The 21,367-nt window shown below is 42.7% G+C and carries 21 protein-coding genes and 2 tRNA genes; 18 read left to right on the forward strand and 5 right to left on the reverse strand.

Annotation, left to right across the window (positions count from 1 at the left end; genetic code table 11):
• Window positions 1-60 precede the first annotated feature (60 nt).
• From NF865_RS02440 to NF865_RS02470, 7 genes are all read left to right on the forward strand, one after another.
• Window positions 61-747 carry a hypothetical protein gene (locus NF865_RS02440; protein WP_253305036.1) on the forward strand — a complete coding sequence of 229 codons (687 nt, stop codon included), beginning with the start codon at window positions 61-63 and terminating at the stop codon, window positions 745-747.
• Between the two features lie 2 nt (window positions 748-749).
• Window positions 750-2,912, forward strand: coding sequence for a hypothetical protein (locus NF865_RS02445; protein ID WP_253305037.1), 2,163 nt, complete (start codon window positions 750-752; stop codon window positions 2,910-2,912).
• Window positions 2,913-3,044: 132 nt separating this feature from the next.
• A complete protein-coding gene (locus tag NF865_RS02450) occupies window positions 3,045-3,641 on the forward strand; it encodes a CalY family protein (protein ID WP_253305038.1) in 597 nt (198 codons plus the stop codon).
• A 40-nt stretch (window positions 3,642-3,681) separates the two neighbouring features.
• Window positions 3,682-4,479, forward strand: coding sequence for a 2-phosphoglycolate phosphatase (locus tag NF865_RS02455; protein WP_253305717.1), 798 nt, complete (start codon window positions 3,682-3,684; stop codon window positions 4,477-4,479).
• Window positions 4,480-4,582: 103 nt separating this feature from the next.
• A tRNA-Glu gene (locus NF865_RS02460) sits at window positions 4,583-4,660 on the forward strand.
• 6 nt (window positions 4,661-4,666) lie between these two features.
• Window positions 4,667-4,744, forward strand: a tRNA-Ile gene (locus NF865_RS02465).
• Window positions 4,745-4,809: 65 nt separating this feature from the next.
• Complete coding sequence (locus tag NF865_RS02470) at window positions 4,810-6,780, forward strand: IGHMBP2 family helicase (protein ID WP_253305039.1); 1,971 nt, start codon at window positions 4,810-4,812, stop codon at window positions 6,778-6,780.
• Here NF865_RS02470 and NF865_RS02475 read toward each other — a convergent pair.
• Together NF865_RS02475 and NF865_RS02480 are read right to left on the reverse strand one after the other, a co-directional pair.
• A complete protein-coding gene (locus tag NF865_RS02475; protein WP_253305040.1) occupies window positions 6,777-8,081 on the reverse strand; it encodes an MFS transporter in 1,305 nt (434 codons plus the stop codon). The two genes, NF865_RS02470 and NF865_RS02475, sit on opposite strands and share 4 nt — an antisense overlap.
• Window positions 8,082-8,197: 116 nt before the next feature.
• Window positions 8,198-9,529: a leucine/methionine racemase gene (locus tag NF865_RS02480; RefSeq protein ID WP_253305041.1), complete on the reverse strand. Its 1,332-nt coding sequence runs from the start codon at window positions 9,527-9,529 to the stop codon at window positions 8,198-8,200.
• Window positions 9,530-9,667: 138 nt separating this feature from the next.
• Between NF865_RS02480 and NF865_RS02485 the strand changes: the two genes are divergently transcribed.
• Window positions 9,668-10,117 carry an Lrp/AsnC family transcriptional regulator gene (locus tag NF865_RS02485; protein WP_253305042.1) on the forward strand — a complete coding sequence of 150 codons (450 nt, stop codon included), beginning with the start codon at window positions 9,668-9,670 and terminating at the stop codon, window positions 10,115-10,117.
• Here NF865_RS02485 and NF865_RS02490 read toward each other — a convergent pair.
• The gene (locus tag NF865_RS02490) at window positions 10,114-11,382 is read right to left on the reverse strand and encodes a cation:proton antiporter (protein ID WP_253305043.1); all 1,269 of its coding nucleotides are present in this window, start codon (window positions 11,380-11,382) and stop codon (window positions 10,114-10,116) included. The two genes, NF865_RS02485 and NF865_RS02490, sit on opposite strands and share 4 nt — an antisense overlap.
• Window positions 11,346-11,870, reverse strand: a complete 525-nt coding sequence (locus NF865_RS02495; protein ID WP_253305044.1) for a CBS domain-containing protein — start codon at window positions 11,868-11,870, stop codon at window positions 11,346-11,348. The genes NF865_RS02490 and NF865_RS02495 overlap by 37 nt, the downstream gene beginning before the upstream one ends.
• 115 nt (window positions 11,871-11,985) lie before the next feature.
• On the opposite strand from NF865_RS02495, the gene NF865_RS02500 reads away from it, so the two are divergent.
• The 8 genes from NF865_RS02500 (at window position 11,986) to NF865_RS02540 (ending at window position 16,342) form a co-directional block, all read left to right on the forward strand.
• Window positions 11,986-12,519 carry a thioredoxin domain-containing protein gene (locus NF865_RS02500; protein WP_253305045.1) on the forward strand — a complete coding sequence of 178 codons (534 nt, stop codon included), beginning with the start codon at window positions 11,986-11,988 and terminating at the stop codon, window positions 12,517-12,519.
• Window positions 12,509-13,234 carry a cytochrome c biogenesis protein CcdA gene (locus NF865_RS02505; RefSeq protein ID WP_253305046.1) on the forward strand — a complete coding sequence of 242 codons (726 nt, stop codon included), beginning with the start codon at window positions 12,509-12,511 and terminating at the stop codon, window positions 13,232-13,234. The genes NF865_RS02500 and NF865_RS02505 overlap by 11 nt, the downstream gene beginning before the upstream one ends.
• A 43-nt stretch (window positions 13,235-13,277) precedes the next feature.
• A complete protein-coding gene (locus tag NF865_RS02510) occupies window positions 13,278-13,748 on the forward strand; it encodes a hypothetical protein (RefSeq protein WP_253305047.1) in 471 nt (156 codons plus the stop codon).
• A gap of 117 nt (window positions 13,749-13,865) precedes the next feature.
• A complete protein-coding gene (locus NF865_RS02515) occupies window positions 13,866-14,111 on the forward strand; it encodes a lipid-A-disaccharide synthase N-terminal domain-containing protein (protein WP_253305048.1) in 246 nt (81 codons plus the stop codon).
• A gap of 121 nt (window positions 14,112-14,232) precedes the next feature.
• On the forward strand, window positions 14,233-14,376 hold the full coding sequence (locus NF865_RS02525; protein WP_253305049.1) for a hypothetical protein: 144 nt from the start codon (window positions 14,233-14,235) through the stop codon (window positions 14,374-14,376).
• 31 nt (window positions 14,377-14,407) lie between these two features.
• The gene (locus NF865_RS02530) at window positions 14,408-14,869 is read left to right on the forward strand and encodes a DUF2284 domain-containing protein (RefSeq protein ID WP_253305050.1); all 462 of its coding nucleotides are present in this window, start codon (window positions 14,408-14,410) and stop codon (window positions 14,867-14,869) included.
• A 10-nt stretch (window positions 14,870-14,879) separates the two neighbouring features.
• Window positions 14,880-15,359, forward strand: a complete 480-nt coding sequence (locus NF865_RS02535) for a hypothetical protein (RefSeq protein WP_253305718.1) — start codon at window positions 14,880-14,882, stop codon at window positions 15,357-15,359.
• Complete coding sequence (locus NF865_RS02540) at window positions 15,344-16,342, forward strand: PIN domain-containing protein (RefSeq protein ID WP_253305051.1); 999 nt, start codon at window positions 15,344-15,346, stop codon at window positions 16,340-16,342. Before NF865_RS02535 ends, NF865_RS02540 begins: the two co-directional genes overlap by 16 nt.
• On the opposite strand, the gene NF865_RS02545 is transcribed toward NF865_RS02540, so the two are convergent.
• A complete protein-coding gene (locus NF865_RS02545) occupies window positions 16,279-16,938 on the reverse strand; it encodes a DUF8183 domain-containing protein (RefSeq protein WP_366513827.1) in 660 nt (219 codons plus the stop codon). The genes NF865_RS02540 and NF865_RS02545 overlap by 64 nt on opposite strands.
• Window positions 16,939-17,861: 923 nt before the next feature.
• Between NF865_RS02545 and radA the strand changes: the two genes are divergently transcribed.
• Window positions 17,862-20,390, forward strand: coding sequence for a DNA repair and recombination protein RadA (gene radA, locus NF865_RS02550; RefSeq protein ID WP_253305052.1), 2,529 nt, complete (start codon window positions 17,862-17,864; stop codon window positions 20,388-20,390).
• Between the two features lie 187 nt (window positions 20,391-20,577).
• Entirely contained in the window at window positions 20,578-21,330 is a 753-nt protein-coding gene (locus NF865_RS02555; RefSeq protein ID WP_253305053.1) for an enoyl-CoA hydratase-related protein, read from the forward strand.
• Window positions 21,331-21,367 lie beyond the last annotated feature (37 nt).

Consider the following 21,367-nt stretch of genomic DNA (forward strand, 5'->3'; position numbering starts at 1 on the left):
CCAAACCTATGAGGAAAGTCTTTTAAGTTTCCGAACGTTTTGTTTTTTTGGGATTGAGTGATGAGGAGAGAACTGCTTTATGTTTTAGTTTTGGCATCTGTTATAGCTCTGGGCACTCTGCTAATAGTATACCCCAAAACGAGTCCCGGATATAGTCTGGCTTATTTTGACAACTTGACTACCCCAAATTACATAATTCCCAATCAAACTTACGAAATGAGTTTTGTAATAGAATCACATGAAAGAGAAAGGACAAAGTATGAGTTTGAAGTTTTTATAAACAATCATAAAATAAAGAGCGGCGAAGTTGTTCTAGAACCTCAAGAAAAACACTCAATATCTTTCAACTTTTCCGTATCGGAAGTTGAGTATGAGAAAATAACCCTAGAAACGAGAACTGAAAAATATTTGATAAACGGCTCCATAATTCTCGGCACACATTCTAGTTTAAACAATGCATCTGAATTGGGCATCTTGTTGCTAGACAATAACCTTACGCTTAACTTAGCTTTTCCGATAACTGGGACACCACTTCACGTCTCTCATGTTCGGAATATTTCCGAAGGAAATGAAACTTTAGCGGAAATAATAGAATACGACCTAACAGAAATTAATGAGACTTACATCCTAACCAGAAAGTACTCAAAGGTAAAATACGTTGCAGAACCAGTAAAAGTTAAGGTCATTGTTAAATCTCAGAACGAAGAGTATCCTTTACTCCTCACAATTCCCATAAAGGAGGGGTGAAGTTGGATATTACGCTCCTCATTCTTTTCCTGTTTATCCTTGGAACAATGTATCTGGTCACCAGCGAAAAATTGACAAAAAATGCTACACTATTTCTTATTCTGTTTTTTGCTTTCATAGTTTGGTACTATATTCGATTTGGTTTTGGGCGATACTTCACAAGCTTTGATGAATCCTACTACACCTCCCTTCTGGGGGATCGTTATTGGTACAGCAACTGGCCGATCTCTGGATTTGCTACCCCTTTTCTGCTCCATAAATTGAATGACGTAATCTCCGACCCAATCATTACAACACTAACTTTCTCTGCCTTAGTCTTCCTGATTTATGTGATCTTTCTTTACTGGTTTTACAAAAAGATGGGGCTTGACGAAAGAGCTTCTTTGTTCTCCCTGTTAGTCCTTTTTATGTCCAGCTATTACATCTGGCCAGCAATGGAAGTTAGACCCCAACAATTAGGACTCATAGTAGGTGCGTCCTTATTCCTAGCTCTAAGATCAAGACATAAGAGATTGTTAGCCCCTATTCTTTCTGTGTTACTTGTTTTAACTCATATCCTGTCGTTTATTGTATTTTCGATACTGCTACTGGTACATACCATGTTAGAAGTTGTAATCAAAGGAAAAAACCGTAGAACGGAGCTTTTAACGATATCTTTTTCAATAGTATCGGGATGGGTGGTTTTTCTCATATTTTCCCCATATAACAAGATGGTAGCTTCGTTAGTATGGGTAATAAAAAACACAAAAATAATTGGCAAAGCACCGTTATGGGATCATTTTTCGATCATATCCACTATTCTGTTAGTGATTGGCTTCTACATCGTAGTCAGGATTACGGATTTTGCTACTAAGAGGGTAGACACATTAAAAAACATTTGGGAGGTTACAACAGCGATTGTTAAAAGATTCAAGCCCTATATATTTGGATTATCTTTTGCACTTGTTATGATAGGCTTGTACTTGCAGTTTAAACTTAGGGCCGATGTTTATACAACCGTATATTCAAATTCCGCAGTAACATTTCTTTTACTTCAGTTTGGCAATCTGTTCTTCGCCATAGTGTACATCAAGGAAGTTATAAACAAAATACCAAAAAATGCTTTTCAGGACTTGGATGTTATCTCGATAATTTTAGTCTTTGTCGGAGGATTGGGTCTCCTTGCTTCCATTTTAATGCCAAGTTCTGGAGGGTGGTCATTTAACAACTGGCTAGTTAGAATAGTCCAGTACTTTGTACCTTTTGCTACGCCAATAGTGGCTCTTTCTTTAATGCGAGACTTAAAGGAGACAACTCAAAAAGTTAAACTTCTTATCACGGTAACACTCAGTCTTTTGATATTCTTGAGCGTCTTAAATGTAGCCAGACCCCCGCAACTCTATAATTATGATCTCACTTGGGATGAAGAAACAATAAATGTAGCAAAAAAAGCAAAATTCAATGCGTTTTTGGGATTCAGAACAACTCCGTCAGATTTCAAAAGGATTTCAGTCGAAAACTTGCTCAGAGCCTATGGAAGACTATCCACCGACTATGTAACTCCCCAAGGATCGGTTTTATTATCAAGTGACAATTATTATCTGCTATCTGCTCCGTTTACTCCAATAAAACTCGGAGAAATCAAAAAGTATCAAAATCTTTACATTGTTCCTTCGTCGCCCACTGAAGAGTATCACGCTTATCTTATATTCCATGAGCATTCACTAATAGAGACAGACAAATGTAGCGGAGTTTCTCCACTTTTAATTATTGGAGGGCCTCTTTCAAATAAGTGCACAAAACAACTTGAAGAAAAAAGAGCAACGTTGGTATCATTCTCAGAAAATGGCTTAGTCTCCCCACACAGTATATACCCCTACCCCCAGTCCGGGAAAAATTGGTGGGATGTGGAAAATGGACTCTTTGTAATTCAATCATTAGAACACGAGGGAGATTTTATAATTCTGATAGAAGGAACAAACATAGACTCCACAATTGCAGGTATGTATTATTTTGAAAATTTTGTATACAAAGCAGAAATGTATTCGGAATGCTCGTATATCATAGGGGAATGGAGAGAGAAAGACGGCCAAGTATGGGATAAACTCAAATTTGACCCAGAAGACAAAAATGGCTTTAGCGAAGGGGATGAAATTAAAATCTTAGAGGTAGGATGTTCTGGTTAGATCAGAAGTGCTCATTCCATAATTTCACTGCCCCCTGTGTAGTCTCTTCTTTCAATTTCTTAACTCCCAAGGACGAAATACTTTTTAACTCAATAACATATTACTTCTCAAAATTGTAGTGGGGTTATCATAATGAGGAAGGAAATCGTATTCATGATGCTGGGGTTGTTGTTGGGAGTAATGGGCTTTAAAGTAGGCACTGCGCTCTTCAGCGACATCAGTCTCTCTGAGAAAAACGAGATCTCCACAGGAGAATTCGACATAAGAATCAGCAAAACAGGGGATAGGTTCTACAACGATTTGAAGCTCTTTGAGCTCGATAACCTAAAACCCGGAGACGAAGCAAACGTTAGCTTCTACATAAAAAACGGTGGAGAAATAGAAATATCGAAAATAATCATGACTCCCAGAGTCCAGGACTTAGAGGATGGAGAGCTCACAGATGCTGAATCCCTTGTGGACTTCACTCCAGAAGAAGGGGAGCTAAGCAAAAGCATAATAATCGAGTGGATAGTGGTAACGAGGAGCAACGAAACCTACACCCTCAAAGAGTATTCGGAAAAGACCTTATATGAGCTTAACAACCAAGCAATATCCCTATTAAAAACTCCTCTTGCCCCATCGGAAACCCTTAAAGTGTCAATGTTTTTCCTTGTTGACCCAAATGCCACTAATGAAATCCAGAAGGATCTCTCCCTGATCTCGCTCCAAATCTATGCAGAGCAGTGAGTTTTTAAACTCCCTTTCGTTTTCTTCTCTGGTGCTAGCGATGATCGGCATAATTTTCGATATGGACGGAGTCATCTATAGGGGAAACGAACCCATCGAGGGAGCCAAAGAGGTTATCGAGTTTTTAAAATCCCAAAAAGTCCCGTTCATTTTTCTCACCAACAATTCTACCAGAAATGCCAGAATGTACAAAGAAAAGCTCGAGAAGATGGGAATCGAAGTTGAAGAAAACCAGATAATAACCTCCGGATACGCTACAGCCAGATATCTGGAGAAGCACTTTGAAAAGGGCAACGTTTTTGTAATAGGTGGAAAAGGCCTTTTGGAAGAGATAAAAGCCATAGGCTGGCCTGTAATAAGCCTCGAAGAAGCAAAAGAGAAGTGGAGGGAAATAAATTACGTTGTAGTTGGTCTAGACCCTCAACTCACCTATGAAAAGCTCAAATACGGGTGTTTGGCCATACGTAACGGCGCCCACTTTATAGGGACTAACCCTGACACAACTTACCCAAGTGAAGAAGGTATTTTGCCCGGAGCTGGCGCAATAATCGCCGCCCTAAAAACCGCGACCGAAAAGGAGCCTTTAATCATTGGCAAACCAAACAAACCGGTCTTTGAAGTGGTAAAGGAAAAGCTCAATGCAGATGAGATATGGGTTGTTGGGGATAGGTTAGATACGGACATGGCGTTTGCAAAGAAGATAAATGCCAAGGCCATAATGGTGCTTACGGGCGTCAACACCCTCAAGGATGTGGAAAAGAGTGAAATAAAGCCCGATGTTGTGATGCCTAGCATCAAGGGGCTCAAGAAATATCTGGAAGCCTATCTGGAGGGGTAAAGCCCTAGGGGTAGAGATACTCCCAACCATACATTATTCACACGATAGATGTAGTTTTAGCATCGAAAGATTTATAAATTAATTTTCGGTTATCAACATCGACGCCCCGGTGGTGTAGCCCGGTCAATCATGCGGGACTCTCGATCCCGCGACCCGGGTTCAAATCCCGGCCGGGGCACCAGACAATGGGCCCGTGGCTCAGCCTGGTCAGAGCGCCCGCCTGATAAGCGGGAGGTCCGGGGTTCGAAGCCCCGCGGGCCCACCAAAAAGCTCTTCTTGAAAAAGAAGAAACAATTAAAAGCTCAAACTTTTTTTGAGTCAGGTGATAGCATGCACGTAAAAACTTATATCGCAAAGCTAATCGACCTTGTTGAGCTTGAGCGAGAAGCAGAGATCAACGCTATGCGCGAAGAGATGCGCAGGCTTAGAGGTTATGAGAGAGAAAAGCTCGGAAGGACTATTCTAAATCTCAACGGAAAAATAGTTGGCGAGGAGTTTGGGTTTAAGCTCGTCAAATACGGAAGGAAGGAGCCCTTCAAGACGGAAATTGGCGTTGGAGATTTGGTTTTAATCAGCAGAGGAAATCCCTTAATGAGCGACCTTGTTGGAACTGTTGTGGAAAAGGGAAGCAGGTTTATCGTAGTTGCCCTCGAATCCGTGCCTTCCTGGGCCTTGAGAAACGTTAGAATAGACCTCTACGCCAACGACATAACCTTTAGAAGGCAGATAGAGAACCTGAAAAACCTCAGTGAAAGCGGCATTAGGGCTTTGAAATTTATTCTAAAGCAAGAAAAGCCGACAAAAAGCACTCCCCAAGAATTCGAGCCCTTTGACAAGAGCCTTAACCCTACTCAGAGAAAGGCCATAAGCCTCGCCCTTGGCAGTGAGGATTTCTTCTTAATACATGGTCCCTTTGGAACTGGAAAGACAAGAACCCTCGCCGAGCTCATACTTCAGGAGGTCAAAAGAGGAAACAAAGTTCTTGCCACGGCAGAGAGCAACGTTGCAGTTGACAACCTCGTGGAGAGGCTCTGGGGAAAGGTAAACCTAGTCCGCTTAGGGCACCCTTCGAGGGTCTCAAAGCACCTAAAAGAATCAACGCTCGCATTTCAAGTAGAAAGCCACGAAAGATACAGAAGAGTGCGAGAGCTAAGAAACAAAGCAGAAAGACTGGCCATGATGAGAGACCAATACAAGAAACCAGTGCCACAGCTTAGAAGGGGTTTGACCAACAAGCAGATTCTAAAGCTTGCCGAGAAGGGAAGGGGGGCAAGAGGGGTTCCCGCAAAAGAGGTTAGAGAGATGGCGCAGTGGATAACCCTAAACGAAGGGGTGCAAAAGCTCTACAAATTCGCCGAAAAGATAGAGGAGGAGATAATTAAGGAGGTAATTGAAAAGGCTGACGTTGTTTTAAGCACGAACTCCTCCGCAGCCCTTGAATTCATAAAAGACGTTGAATTCAACGTAGCAATAATAGATGAGGCATCTCAAGCAACTATTCCAAGCGTTTTAATTCCAATCGCAAAGGCCAAGCGCTTTGTCCTTGCTGGAGATCACAAGCAGCTGCCACCTACGATTCTAAGCGAAGAGGCAAAGGAGCTTAGTGAGACGCTCTTCGAGAAGCTTATTGAGCTTTACCCATACAAAGCGAAGATGCTCGAAATACAGTACAGAATGAACGAAAAGCTCATGGAGTTCCCGAGCAGAGAATTTTACAACGGAAAGATAAAAGCGGATGAGAGCGTGAAAAATATAACTCTGGCTGACCTGAATGTTAGGGAACCATTTTTCGGAGAGCCTTGGAATTCGATTCTCAAAAGAGAGGAACCCCTTGTTTTCGTCGACACAGCCGAGAGGAGAGATAAATGGGAGAGGCAGAGGAAAGGCTCAACATCACGAGAGAACCCCCTTGAAGCGCTTTTGGTTAAGGAGATAGTTGAGAGGCTTTTGAGAATGGGAGTCAAAGAAGAATGGATTGGAGTTATAACTCCTTACGACGACCAGGTTGACCTAATACGCTCACTTATCGGCGAAGAGATTGAGGTTCACAGTGTAGATGGCTATCAGGGAAGAGAAAAAGAAGTAATAATCCTTTCCTTCGTGAGGTCAAATAAGAAAGGAGAATTGGGGTTTTTAACTGATTTAAGAAGGCTCAACGTTGCCCTAACGAGGGCAAAGAGAAAGCTGATAGCAATTGGGGACAGCGAAACTCTAAGCAATCACCCCACGTACAAGCGCTTTTTGGAGTTTGTGAAAAGGCATGGAAGGTACATAAGGCTTGGAAACGCTGAAATACACTAATTCCTTCTCCTTATGTGTACTGGAGTGTGGAGCGGGAATGAAAATCCTATCAAACCCAGCACTGGAACTATTGCACAAAGGCCCATTGAAGATGCTATGGCAAAATTAAGGGCGAAATCCACTTGTGACACTACAAAGCCCCCGGCTAAGCTTCCAAGGACAAATCCGCCGGAGTTTATTAAGTTTGCAGTTGCTAAAACACTTCCCTGCTCTTTTGGAGAGCTCATTCTTCCTAGGAGAGAGGTTGATGAAACGCTTACGTACGACCAGGAATAGCCCATGAGAATGTAGCTTCCAAGGGCTGAGATGAGTAAACTGTAAGGAACGGTTAGGGGGAACAGCAACAGGAGAGCTCCAAGGCTTCTAATGAAGTATCCCTGAATCAACGCCAAAGCGGGATTCTTGGACTTAAGCTTTAGTCCCACCCTCTGATAGAGCATTGCTGAGGTTGAGGAGTTTAAGAGCGCCAGCCCAAATATTTCTTGGCCAGTAAGTCCATTGTTTATTAGGTACACGGGGAGCTGAGTGACGTACATACCCGATGATATCCAGAAGAATGCCGAAGACAGATAAAATCCCGCGAACTTTGGAGAGACCTTTAGTTTTGTGGGCATATGAATAATAAAGTTTGGAAGGTAGCGGCTCTTTTGGATAACTTGGGTTACAAAAGGCTTTATGTTATTCCTGTGAAGGTAAACTGGAGCCTCTCTGATAGTTCTCAATGCCATGATAACTCCTGGAACGTTTGCTATGGCAAAAAACAGGAGCAGCTGTCTAAAACTTAAAAATTTAACGAGTGCGAATCCTGCCAAAAGTCCCAAGACCCACGCCCAACCGCCGATTTTGTTGAACCTTCCTACCGCCTCATCCCATCTTGTCTTTCTCACGTTTCTGAAGAGGAGGACAATTGGTATGGACACCGTTGAAGCGAGGAAAAATGAATAAACTGCGTTTATTGCCAAGAGATCCCAGAAGTCCCTTGCAAACGACAGCAGGCTTAAGAAAATTGAAACACTCAAAAGACCCATTAGAATGAAGATCTTTCTTTTAAGTGTTTTATCGCTCAATTTGCCCCAGAATACTGTTCCTACGGTGGAAGAAAGTGTTGAAAATGCGTTTAACAGCCCAACCTCGCCGGCACCAGCCCCGAGGTGGATAGCATAGAGGGGAATTACTTGGGAGGAACCGCCGGTGGCTATCTTGAAAGGCACGAAAGCATAAAACCACTTGGGCATCTGGTTATTATAACCTTTTACGACCTTTTTTCTTACCTGCATACTTACAGCTACCTTTTTCTTCATATATTTGCCACCTTGCTACTCATCTGCGAAAATAACCCCCTTTATAAAGTTTTTCGGATGCGAAATGTGCATCATAGCACAAAAAAGAGCAGTGAATAGGCTAAAGAAATTAAAGACTACCAGCCCTGCACAAACTTCAAGGCTTCATTCCCAACTTTGCCCTCTTCAACATCCGCTATAGCCTTTTCAAGCCTATCAAGGCCTTCGTCGAGAGTTTCTTTCTCAATTGTGAGCGGAGGCTGAATTCTCAAGACGTTCCCCTGCAAAAAGGCAACGATTAATCCAAGCTCGTAAGCCCTCCAGACAACCTTCTTCGCTTCTTCATATGCTCTCTCCTTGGTTTCTCTGTCTTTAACTAGATCAACCCCTATCATAAGACCCTTTCCTCTCACATCGCCTATTAGTTCGTGCTCTTCTTTCATCTTCTCCAGTCTCCTCATGGTGTAATCCCCAAGCTTTTCCGCCCTCTTTAAGAGATCCTTTTCCTCTATCTCCTCAATGACAGCAAGTGCTGCTCTGCTCGCAACAGGGTTTCCAATCAAGGTAAAGGCGTGACCAAGAGGTGGAAGAGCATCCATAATTTCGCTCTTTCCGATTACGGCACTTATCGGTAAGCCTCCCCCAAGGGGCTTTGCCACTGTTATTATGTCCGGCGTAACTCCGAAGTGCTCTATGGCAAACCATTTTCCAGTTCTTCCAATGCCGCTCTGGATTTCATCAACTATAAGAAGAATTCCATGCTCGTCAAGGATTTTCTTGACCTTTCTAAAGTAGTCCTCTGGAGGCACAATCATTCCGGCATCTCCTTGAATTGGTTCGGCAAACAAGGCAGCAACACCATCCGCGTACACTTCACCCTCAAACTTCATCTTAATGTATTCAATGCATTCCCTCTTACAAGACCCTCTTTCTTTTCCAAACGGACATCTGTAGCAGTCCGGATAGGGAATATAGTGGACGTCGCTAAGCTCGCCTACCAAAGCCCTGACATGAAAATCCAAGCCGGTTATACTGGCTGCACCATATGTGGAGCCGTAGTAACTCTTAAGGTAACTAAGAATGGTTCTTCTTTTAGTGTAAGCCCGGGCAAACTTTATTGCCCCATCGTTTGCATCACTCCCGCTTAACCCAAAGGCTATCTTCGGTTCTTCAATGGGTGAAATCTCGGCAAGCTTTTCTGCAAGCAAGAGGGGCTCCGCTGTAAAACCATAGATAAATGTGAAATGGATTAGCCTTTCAGCCTGTTCTTTTATGGCCCTAACGACCCTTTCGTTGTTGTGGCCAACGTTCTGAACGGCGGCATCGCTCAAAAAGTCTATGTATTCTCTCCCTTCGATATCCCATACTTTTGCGTTTTTTGCCTTATGGGCGACTATCGGAGCATAGGTTACTCTAGAAGCCTTTGGGAAGATTTTAGAGTATTGCGTTATTATATCTTCCTTTCTCAACTTTCTCACCACTTTAAATAATGCGTTTGAAATTAATAGAATTTTTGGTTAAATTTTGCGCATTCTGACAAAAATGGCAAAAAGCATTTAAAATTCAGTAGTAGAATATTTAAACAAAGTACGAATCTGGTGGTCAAAATGAAGATGGATGAAATAGACAGAAATATCCTAAGGCTGTTGCAAGAAGATGGGAGGATGAGCTATTCAGAAATAGCAAGGAGAATAGGAATACCAGAATCAACTGTGAGGCTTAGGGTCAAGAGACTTATCGAAGAGGGAATAATACGAAAGTTTGCCGCCCTAATAAACCCCTTCAAAGCGGGTTACACCATAGTGGCATTCATAGCAGTTGATATCGAGCCCAACAAAATCAAAACGGCCGTTGAAGAGCTCTCCAAACTTCCAGAGGTTGATGTTTTGGGGATAGCTACCGGAGCACACGATGTTCTCATGCAGGTTACCGTGAGAGACCTCCAAGAACTGGAAAGCTTTCTAATAGAAAAGCTTGGAAAAATTGACGGGATAAAGAGCACGGAAACCTCAATCCTAACAAGCGTTAAAAAATGGGGATACGCAAGGGTATTTTAGCGATTTCTCTTTGATCCCTTTAATATTGAAATTCTTCTCTTCGTCTCCTGCACCGCTTTTACTCTCTTTTCAGCTTTTCCTTGCTTCATGGCTTCAACTTCCTCTTTAAATGCCCACTTGAGCAGAGGTGGAGTTATTAAGACGGAGATAGTTATGAAAATTAGCGTCGCCGCAATGAACTTTGGAGCGTCGCTTTCGGGAATTGCACCTCCCTGAATTGCCACCATAAGGTCAACAAGTGCAACTTCCGTCCTTGGAATTGAACCAATACCCATTTGGAGGGCTTTTTTGGCGCTCCACCCCATAATCATTGCCCCAACTCCTCTGCCGAGGACCTTTCCAACGACGGCAATTATAGTTAAGACCGTTGCAAGGGAAAGGGCTTCAACGCTGGCAAAAACCCTTAAATCGAGCATTGCCCCAGTGTACACAAAGAATACGGGAACCAAAAACCCATAGGCTATTGCTCTTACATCCTCCATTATTCTCTTACCCTCAGGAAGTTTTGAGAGAACAAGACCAGCCATAAAGGCACCCTCTATAGCGGCATCAAACCAGTGTTCAGCCAGAGCAGAGAACAGAAACATCAGAGCAAGCACCATTCCCAGAACACCTTTCTCAACGTGAAGCCATTCTGAAAAGCGGATGTATTTTTCTATTGTATACCACGCAACCAAACCTGTAATGATGAAAAAGATTGCCATTTTACTTATTAGCCCCAAAATACTTCCAGTGCCGACCGCGAATATGACTAGTGCTATTCCAAGGAAATCGTCCATAACACTGGCACTCAGGGAAGCGGCACCAACGTCGCTCCTCAAAACTCCGAGGTCCATCATAACCCTTACGGTAATCCCTATGCTTGTTGCCGTCAATAAAACACCACCGGCAAAGGCTTCCCTAGAAGGATAACCCATCAGCTTGAGCCCAAAGTACCCAAGAACCAAAGGGACAAAAACGCCCAGGAGAGTAGAAACAGTCGCCACCGCACCGGTTTTTTTGAGCATTTCAACATCTGTGTCAAGACCACCCAAGAAGAGCAAGAAGATTATCCCCAAACGAGCCAAAAACTCAAATGTCTCATTTGAATGCAAAGTAAGGTATTCTGGACTTACTAAGCCAAAATATATCAAATTTCCCAAAATCATACCCATCAGTATCTCTCCCAGTACACCGGGAAGTTCAAAGCGCTCCATTAGGTGATCTCCAAGCTTTCCAAAGATAAGTGCTACTCCGAGGGTGAAGAGGATCCATTCTGGAGCCATTGCACACCACCCACCTTCATGAGTCTTAAGAACTCGTCAATGAGCAACCTCAGGCTTATTTCTCCCCTCAAAATGTTGTTTTCATCGACAATAGCTAAGATCTGTACTCTGTACCTCCTCATTTTCGTTAATGCATCCAAGACAGTGGCATCTTCGTCTATTGTCATTACATTACGCTCCATTACGTCGGATGCTTTTTCTGCTCCTCCCAAAATGGACTTGAAAACCGTGCTTATGTTGCCAAGCCTCGCCTTTGTGTTCTCCGGAGGGAGAAGAATGCATATAACATCAAGGTATCTGATGACTCCTTCAAGCTTCATCTCCTTTTTATTGTTCACAACCCATACGTGATGCCTCGTCCTGAGCAGCTTAAGAACATCTATGATGGGAGAATCAACTGTGACAATTGGCATTGAAGCTACTGACGGCATTATATTCTTCAGCTTCATTGAATAAAAAGTCTGGAGAGCCCTCTCGACGTCATTCATGCTCTCACCACCAATAGCTTGTGTTGGAAGTCCTTAAAAAGCTACGTGCCAAAAAATCTACATTCCTAAACATTTATAATCCATAAAGCATACCCTTGAATCAGGTGAGAGGTTAATGAAAAAAGTTCTGGGAGCGCTACTACTTGCACTCATAGTGCTCACCAGCATGTGCATATCAAATAATAACTCATCTACCTCATCGACTTCATCGACTACATCATCTTCCAGCACGACAACAGAGACTTTTACACTTGATAAAGCAAAGTTCCACTTCTATATGTATGGAGCGGCAACGTGCCCCCACTGTAGAAAAATGAAAGAAGAGATTCCAAAGTTCTTTGGGAAAGATGCTTTAACGTACTACGAATTACAAGGTAATGAGCACAACATGAATATGTTTGAGCAGCTATACCAAATACTTGGAGTGACCGGTGTCCCGGTAATAGGCATTTTCTACGACGGAAAGCTCTATGCAATAGTCAACGGAGAATTTCCACTCGAATACGCGGATGACCTCGTGGAAGAAGCCAAAAAAGCCAATGGCGTGCTCTTTATAACTGACAAAACGTACCTCATCCCGGAAAACAAGACCGAAATTATTAATAAGCTTGAATATATCTTCACAAATGGTGAGCCGAGTGAAGTCTGAAATCAAGGTTCTTCTTTTAGTAATCTTATCTTCAATTGGATTAACGGCCGGCATACTATCACTTCTCGGCTTAAGAAATTTAATTTACCCCCTTCTCGCGCTGGCTGGTGCGGATTCAATAAACCCCTGTACGTTTGTCATTTATACGATGCTTCTCATAGCCCTCTCACTTAAGGAAAACATCTCCAAAAGGAGAATTTATGCTGTTGGACTGGCCTTTGTTGCTGCAATTTACATCTCCTACTACCTTCTTGGAGTGGGATTGGTGGTACTCACCAAGACAATTCCAGTATGGGTTGCGGGAGTAGTTTCAATAGCTTTTGGGGCTTATACCTTTATAACCGGCTACATGGAAAAAAGCAGGATAGCAAAGAAAAAAGAAGTAAGAAAAAACATATTCAGCAGGGAAGCAACCATTTTAGGGGCATTCTCACTCGGCGTTATAGTATCGTTCACCCTCTTGCCATGTTCCTCGGGAACTTATCTGGCATACGCGATCCTCATATCCAAAGTGGGCAGGGCATTAACGTTAATCCTTCTAGCACTTTACAATGTCATCTTCATCCTTCCGCTGCTTATAATCCTCTTAACAGTTGGAAGCATAACAGAGAGCAAATCAATCTCACAAAAGATAGTCCAAAAGTCTAGAGAGCTTTCAATGATTGCCGGGGTACTGTTGATACTTCTTGGAATATACGTTATTCTTGGAATGTAGGAAAGCTTAAATTTTTCAAATGCAAAATTTATTTGGTGTTTACATGCAGAAATGGTATCAATCACGAGCCCTCTATGAAACCGTTTCAAAGCTCATAGAGAGGGGCGACTTTGAAAACGCATTTCAAATTGCAGAGTCAATCCCTGACAAAGGAATAAGGGCAAAGTCAATGTCAATGGTTACGGTGGAAATGGCAAAGCAGGGAAGGGACTACAGCGAAGCCCTTAACAGAACAATAGGTGCCATACTCGAAATTGAGAACGATGAAAGCGTTACCAAAGCCCTCATGAGCTTAGCTTTTGAATTTCTTGAACTTAACCACATAGACGAAGCCCTAAAAATAGCCGAATTTATAAAAGACGTATCCAACAGGTCAAAAATACAGGCGGAGGTAGCATTAACTCTCGCAAGGCAGGGAAAAATTCAGGAAGCATTTAAGATTATTAACGATATTCTCGATGACGATGTCAAAACATGGGCAACTTCAAAGCTCGCATCCGAATTAAAGCATTGACATCCTTCTGATTATTTTTGCATTTCTTTTTCTGAAAATACACCCGCAATAGTTCATAATCTTTTTTAAAACCATGCTGTTTTAGCCTTTGTGCAAAAGAATGAGTGAGGTGATAAAATGAAGGAACTCGTGGGGCTTATAGGTATGCTTCTTCTCGTGAGTTCCTGGATTCCTCAAACGTTGGAGACAATAAGAAATAAGAAATGTCCCTTAAATCTGGAATTTGTGTTGGTTTATATTGTTGGCTCGACACTACTTGCGATTTACTCATACCTAATAGGAGACTGGGTATTTCTAACCCTGAACTCCCTAGCAGCCCTGCAGAGTGGGGTCAACCTCTATGTCAAGCTAAGATACAAGTGATCACCTTCTTTCATAAAGGCCAACCAGCTCGCCGAATTGGATTATATGCCCTTCCATTGCTTTTTCTAACTCCTTTTTGCTCGCTCCGGGACCCGTTGCAACGGATATGATAAACGAAGAGATGAGAGAAAGGCTAAGAAAGCTCTCATTAACCGGGAAAATCGCCAAGCCAGAAGATATAGCCCACGCAGTAGTCTTTCTTCTCGAAAACGACCATATAACCGGCGAAGTAGTAGACGTTAACGGAGGCCGCCTGATGGATTAAGTTTTTATTTGAGATTTTCAACTTTTCTTTTATGAAAGTCCTCTGGGAAAAAGAAATACCCGCAAAGGGTATTGTTGTCTCACCAAGACCCGTATGGAAGTGCCGGAGCTGTCCGGCTTATGGAAAAAGCCCTTCCTGCCCACCCTATGCCCCTTCATGGATGGAAGCAAAGGAGCTGATAAAACACTACAAAAGAGCCCTTTTGATAAAATTTGAAATCGATTTCGAGGATTTTGAAAATGAAAAGAGGAAGGCATTGGAATACATTCTAAAGAAAGAAGATGAGCTATTTAAAAACGGAAACTTCTACACACTAGCGTTGTTCCCGGGAAACTGCAACCTTTGTGAAGAATGCGAATTTGAAAAAAGCGGAAACTGCAGAATGCCCAACAAGGTCAGACCCTCAATAGATGCTGTTGGCATAGAGCTCTCAAAGATAGTTGAGCTCAACTTCTCCGAAAGTGTTTTGTACGGCCTGATACTTATAGATTAAAGTGAAGCCTATGAAAGCCTACGTTACGATGCTCGGAAGGTCGACATGGGCCATGATAAATGCCTATTATGCAGTTGTTATGAAGAACTACCGGCCTGACAAAATTTTCATCTTTCTTGAGGACATCTATACTAAAAAGCTCCCAAAAGCAGTCGAAGCACTAAAAATAATCTCCAACGAATACGGCTTTTCTCCTGAGATAGAGTGGATAATAATTGAGGAAGACAACTTTCTCGAAGCTGATGAGAAGATAGGAGAACTCCTCAAAAAGCTGAAGAAAGAAGGCTACGAGGTATCGGTGGACATAACCTCTGGAAGAAAAGCCTTGGTAGCGGGAGCCGCCATCCATGCACTTCCATTGGAAGTCGAGCACCTATTCTACCTTTCACTTAGGGACCTCGAATATGCAAACCGGCCGTACATGATGATTCCCCTGCACATCCAGAGGCTAAAGGACTTTATGGAGGGCAGAAGATGGAAAAAATTATAGAAAAGCCGGAGCTCCAGATACTGATCAACTTAATCCAGATGAGAGACAAAATCCGCGTTAGTGCTCCCCTTTACAACATGCCACTTCTCGAAGCGTATCCTTACAAAGATGGATACAGAGTAAGGGCACTAGCCAAGGAAGAGGACTTTCACAAAGTGCTCCATGGGAAAGAGAGATACCTCTACGATCTTCCCACATACAGAGACTATTACGAGTGTTTCCTTTCCAGTGGAATAATAAACTACGCCAACATAGACGAGTTCCAAAAGAAGCTTGAAGCATATAAAAGCCTCACAAGAAGGATAATCTTTGCCCCAGATACCAACCTTTTATACCACGCGTTTCTGTCTAAGCTCAGGGGAGTGACGGGAATCCAGATAGCGATAGTTGATTTGGTTAAGAAGGAAATCGAGAATTCAATGAACTTCAAATACAAGCATACGCACTTAAGAGAGCTGAGAAATATCCTCCACAATTCACACCTACTCCAAGAATTCAGCAACAGGAGAATGAAAAAATCAAGGAAAGCTGCCTACATAGCCCTAAGAGAATACGAAAAGCTAAAAGACAAAATAATAGAGGTGGAAAGCATCAAAGAAAAAGCAAACACCAACGACGAGCTGATAATAAAAACTCTGAAGGAATTCGACAAAAACACGCCAGCACTTGTTGTTCTCTTAACGGCAGACATAGCGATGACTGACATAGCGGAAATCGAGGGCGTTGAGTACTTTCTCTTTGAGTATCCCCACAAAGAGCTGAGCGAACATTATGCTAGTGGCTATCAGTTGAGAACCCTGATATTCAACCTAGCGGCTGTTTTTGGTGTCATTGAGATGAACAACGTGCTTATATTTGGCGAATTTAGAGGAAAAACTGAACTAAATGAACTGAAGTTAGTCTTCAAGAAGGACCTACATCAAGAGTTTTGTTTCCACTGGAAGTTATGCAAAAAGCTAATGGAACTGGAAATTGAGAAGTAGTCAGAAGTAGCCAACGTCTTCACTTGACTTTGATTTTTCAAGTATTTCCCTAAGGAATTCTTCGGCATCTTTTGGATCCATTCCAACCTTGACGACCAAAAGTTCAGAATATCCTCTTTTTTGGCGCCCTTCTCAAGTCGTTCCAATACCATCATCACAATTCTTTCAAAAACTGCCATGGCGAACTCTTCTTCGAGTCCCAGAGCCCTTATAACCTCGTTCAAACCAATTAACAGGCTCGTGAGAGCATCGTTAAATTCGCCTTTCCCAAGAGTTTTCCTGTCCAAGTCGACTCTTAAAGTTATTTCCTCGTTCATCCCAGTTATGCAGAACTTTATCAGGTTCAACTTGTCGTTAAGCATCAAAAGAGAGTGGTAAACTTTCAAGCGCTCTGGCACTTCTAAAGCAACGGTATCAACGCCAAGAGGGACTATCAGATGAACAAATTCCTTATCTATTACTACATTAAGAACAAATGGTATTTTTGGATATTCAGCCAAATAAACCCCATCTGACTTTTTTGTCACTTTCCACGGGAGGTCCACTATATCCCTCGCATTGTCATACCCCTCTTCCAACCATTTGAGTACTTCCACAGGAACCACCATATGAAGTTGAACTTTGAAGTATTTAAGTTCAATCTTCCACCGGAAGCGATAGTCGAAATAGCCGCAAACACCTCATGAAATCTTTACAATAGACAACCCCTGTAAGGTGTAATGGCCATTTCCTATGGACGAAAAATGAACAAAGATATGCATTGAAAAGAGTACAACAGTGCTCCCAAACATGCATCCGATTTAACAAAAGTATTTGCCAACCAACCATTTGTTAAACAGAGACCTAGCCCCCCAGAGTTTTATTTCCACTGGAGGCTGTGCAGAACACCCGACACTTTCTATTAAATTGGTGAAAACACTCCCATTGTTTTTACACTTTGAGATATATATATTTATCTATGAACATTGTTCAGAAAATAACATGACCAATGATAAGAAATAACAACTAACTGGCATTTATCATTTAAGTATTGTGAACAACTTAACATCGACAAACTCAAATGACCCTTTTAAATGCTTTTTACATTTCTATTCTCCACAAAATCCGTCCGATTTTCCAAACTGGGTTCCAGTGGAAATGAAACTCTGGGGGGCCTGTCAGACGAGTTTATGAACGCTTAGATAACCATAGAAAAGGGGTTTTATTTCCACTGGAACTTTTGGATGCTAATGTATTAAAATGTGCATAAATATGCAAAATTGTGGTGTTTTATTTCCACTGGAACTCATGCTGCCTTGAAATGTTGTTCAGAAGATGCACAACTACTCGTTGGGGGTTTACAAATAGGGCTTTATTTCCACTGGAAATCTCAAGCCTTAATGCTCCATTTTTGCATTTTGGTTTTACTCATCCTTGATTTTGTAATTTTCAGCGGTTGAACGCTTTTTTCGGGCATGGGAAAAATATATAAGCACTTTGGATGCACTACTATTTAGAATCATGCTTATGGGTGATAACTATGGCGAGAAAAAAGAAAGTCGAAGATGAAATTAAAGAGCTCGAAGAGTTTGAAGAGCTCGACGATCTTGAAGAACTCTCAATTGAAGAAGATTCAATCGAAGAGAGTAGTGGATCAACCAAAAAGAAGGAAATAAAAACGTTGGAGGATCTCCCTGGAGTTGGGCCCGCTACTGCTGAAAAGCTTAGAGAAGCAGGTTACGACACCTTGGAGGCGATAGCAGTAGCTTCTCCGTTAGAGCTGAAAGAACTTGCTGGAATAAGTGAAGGTGCTGCTCTAAAAATTATCCAAGCCGCGAGAGAAGCAGCTAATATTGGAACCTTCATGCGTGCTGATGAATATTTACAAAAGAGAGCCGTTGTAGGCAAAATTACCACTGGAAGCAAGGCCTTGGATAAGCTTCTCGGCGGTGGAATCGAGACTCAAGCTATCTCCGAGGTCTTCGGTGAATTTGGTAGTGGAAAGTGTTTTGCAAAAGACACGAGAGTATACTATGAGAACGATACTTTGGTTCACTTTGAGACCATCGAGGAAATGTACGAGAAGTATAAAGCGTTGAATGGGGAAATACCATTTGACACAGGCTTTGCAGTTCCACTGGAAACGGTCAGCGTCTACACATTCGACTCCGTAACTGGAGAAGTAAAGCGCACCAAGGCTTCCTACCTTTATCGCGAGAAGGTTAGGAAGATACTTCAGATCAACCTCTCCAAGGGAAGAACGCTCAAAATAACCGCAGTTCACCCAGTGCTTGTTTTTAGAGATGGTTTAAAGTGGGTTCGTGCAGGGGAGCTTAGAGAAGGTGATATCCTCGTTGGCATCCGTAAGGTTCCGGCTAACACAGCTTCAGTGGCCAACGAGAAAGCGTATTTCCTTGGTCTCTTCGTTGCAGAAGGAACTTCCAATCCGCTCTCTATAACAACGGCATCAGAGAAACTCAAGGAATTTATCGTTAGCTTTATCAAAAAGCACGACGGATACGAGCCGAAAGTCGAAGTTAGACGCGGCCTCTACAGGATACTTTTCCGCAAGAGAACGGCTGAATGGCTTGGAGAGCTATCTAATTCGAACGCCCAAAACAAAAAGATTCCAGAGGAAATACTCAACGGAAACGAAGAAGTTATAATAAGCTTTCTCGCGGGCTACCTCGACGGTGACGGGCACGTCTCGAAGTCCAACGTGGAGTTCGTTACAAAGAGCAGAAGCTTGGCTGAAGGGCTTGTGTTCCTCCTGAAGCGCATTGGCATTTCACCAACTGTGTCCGAGAAGGTAGTTGGTGAGGAAACCTACTATAGAATTTTCATAACGGGGGAGGATAGAGCAGCTTTTGAGAGGGTTCTCCCTGCTTCCCTCCTTAAGAACTCGAAAATACCTTCCGGAGGCGTTGGAAGGTATCCACCGGCAGTTGCTAAGTATCTCTCAAAGCTCTACACGAGGTTTAGGCTCCCAAAGAAGGACGGTGAAACTGCTTATCACATATTGACCCGTAACAAGGATGTCTGGTTCACTGAGGAAACCCTTGAACGGATTGCCGAATACTTCAAGGACGCGCTTGAGAGACTTGAGCTCGCTAGAAAAGCTATTGAAACTGGAGAAACTCCAAAACTGCCATTTTCTTGGACTGTCCTCAGAAAGTACGGGTTCAATGATAGGCAGATTTCCAACTACCGCACGAGGGGACTTCCAAAGCGTGAGCCGAGGAGAAGTGAAGTTATCTTTGCTCTTATGAAGGAGATTGAAGAGCTTGAGAGGACGGCTAAAGATGCCCTTAAATTCATTGAGCTCATTAAAAAGCTTGAGTTTTACGAAGTGAAGTCCGTCGAGCTGGTTGACTATAACGACTGGGTTTACGATCTCGTGGTTCCCGAGACCCACAACTTCATTGCTCCCAACGGTCTTGTCCTGCACAATACTCAACTCGCTCATACACTTGCCGTTATGGTCCAAAAGTCGCCCGAAGAAGGAGGGCTCAGAGGTTCAGTAATATGGATTGACACAGAAAACACTTTCAGGCCTGAAAGAATAAAGCAAATAGCCGAGAACAGGGGCATGGATCCAGATGAAGTACTAAAGAACATTTACGTTGCCAGGGCCTTCAACAGCAATCACCAAATGCTCCTTGTAGAAAAAGCCGAGGAAATAATTAAACAAAAGGCTGCGAGCGATAGACCAGTTAAACTTCTTGTAGTAGATTCCCTTACAGGACACTTTAGGTCAGAATATGTGGGAAGAGGAACCTTAGCGGAGAGACAGCAAAAGCTTGCCAAGCATCTGGCAGATCTACATCGTTTGGCAAACCTTTACGATATAGCAGTGTTCGTTACTAACCAAGTTCAAGCAAGGCCTGACGCTTTCTTCGGTGATCCAACAAGACCAATAGGTGGTCACATCCTGGCTCACTCAGCCACTGTTAGAGTCTACCTAAGAAAAGGAAAAGCTGGAAAGAGAGTTGCAAGGCTTATAGACTCTCCCCACCTGCCTGAAGGAGAAGCAGCCTTTAGAATCACAGAGAAGGGAGTCGAGGATTAGTCTTCTGTGTAGCTAGAGTTTAGGATTACTCTAAGTCTATTACTTTTTTCTTTTTTCAGGCCTCGCCCTTTAGGGCGAGGAGGAGGTCAGGAAGAAATTGAAAGACTAAGAGACACAAAAGGTTTGAAAATCGTAGTTGTTACTAGATTGAGGTTAGCACCTTTGTGAAATGGGGAGGGAATGGCAAATGGAGAATGAGGTAATTTATGAGGAAAGGGAAGAGATTGGGATAATAACCTTAAACCGGCCGGAAAAGAGAAATGCTCTTTCAAAGAGTATGCTTTCTCAGCTGGCGGATATTTTGCATAAGATTGCTGACGAAAGAAGGGTTAAGGTAGCTATTATAAAAGGCGCAGGAAAATGCTTTAGCTCAGGACATGACCTCAAAGAAGTTCTCAACAGTGATTTACACGACGCCGAAGAGACATTTGAGAACATCAAGAGAGTTATGATTGCTATTAGAGAGGCACCCCAGCCGGTAATAGCCCAAGTTCATGGGTATGCTTTGGCAGCAGGCTGTCAGCTAGTTGCGGCTTGTGACTTAGCCGTAGCATCCGAAGAAACGAAATTTGCGTTGTCTGGTATTAACGTTGGCCTCTTTTGCTTTACGCCAACTGTATTTGTCAGTAGGAATATATCAGCTAAGAGAGCATTCGAGATGGCATTTACAGGGGAAATGATAACGGCTCAAGAGGCCTTGGAGTGGGGTCTAGTCAACAAAGTCGTGCCAAAAGAAAAGCTAGAAGAAGAAACGATGGCATTGGCAAAGAAGCTAGCGAGGCACAGCCTTAGTGTTCTAGAAACTGGAAAGAAGTTTTTCTACAGGCAATTGGACTTAGATTGGGAAAATGCACTCGAATATGCTACAAAGACGATTATCCTCTGGTCTCAAACGGAGGAGGTAAAGAAAGGCATAATGGCATTTCTCGAGAAGAAGTAAAGCTTCTATTCTTCCCTATTTTTCAAATGCAGACTTA

Source organism: Thermococcus aggregans (genome assembly GCF_024022995.1).
Classification (GTDB): Archaea; Methanobacteriota_B; Thermococci; order Thermococcales; family Thermococcaceae; genus Thermococcus_A; species Thermococcus_A aggregans.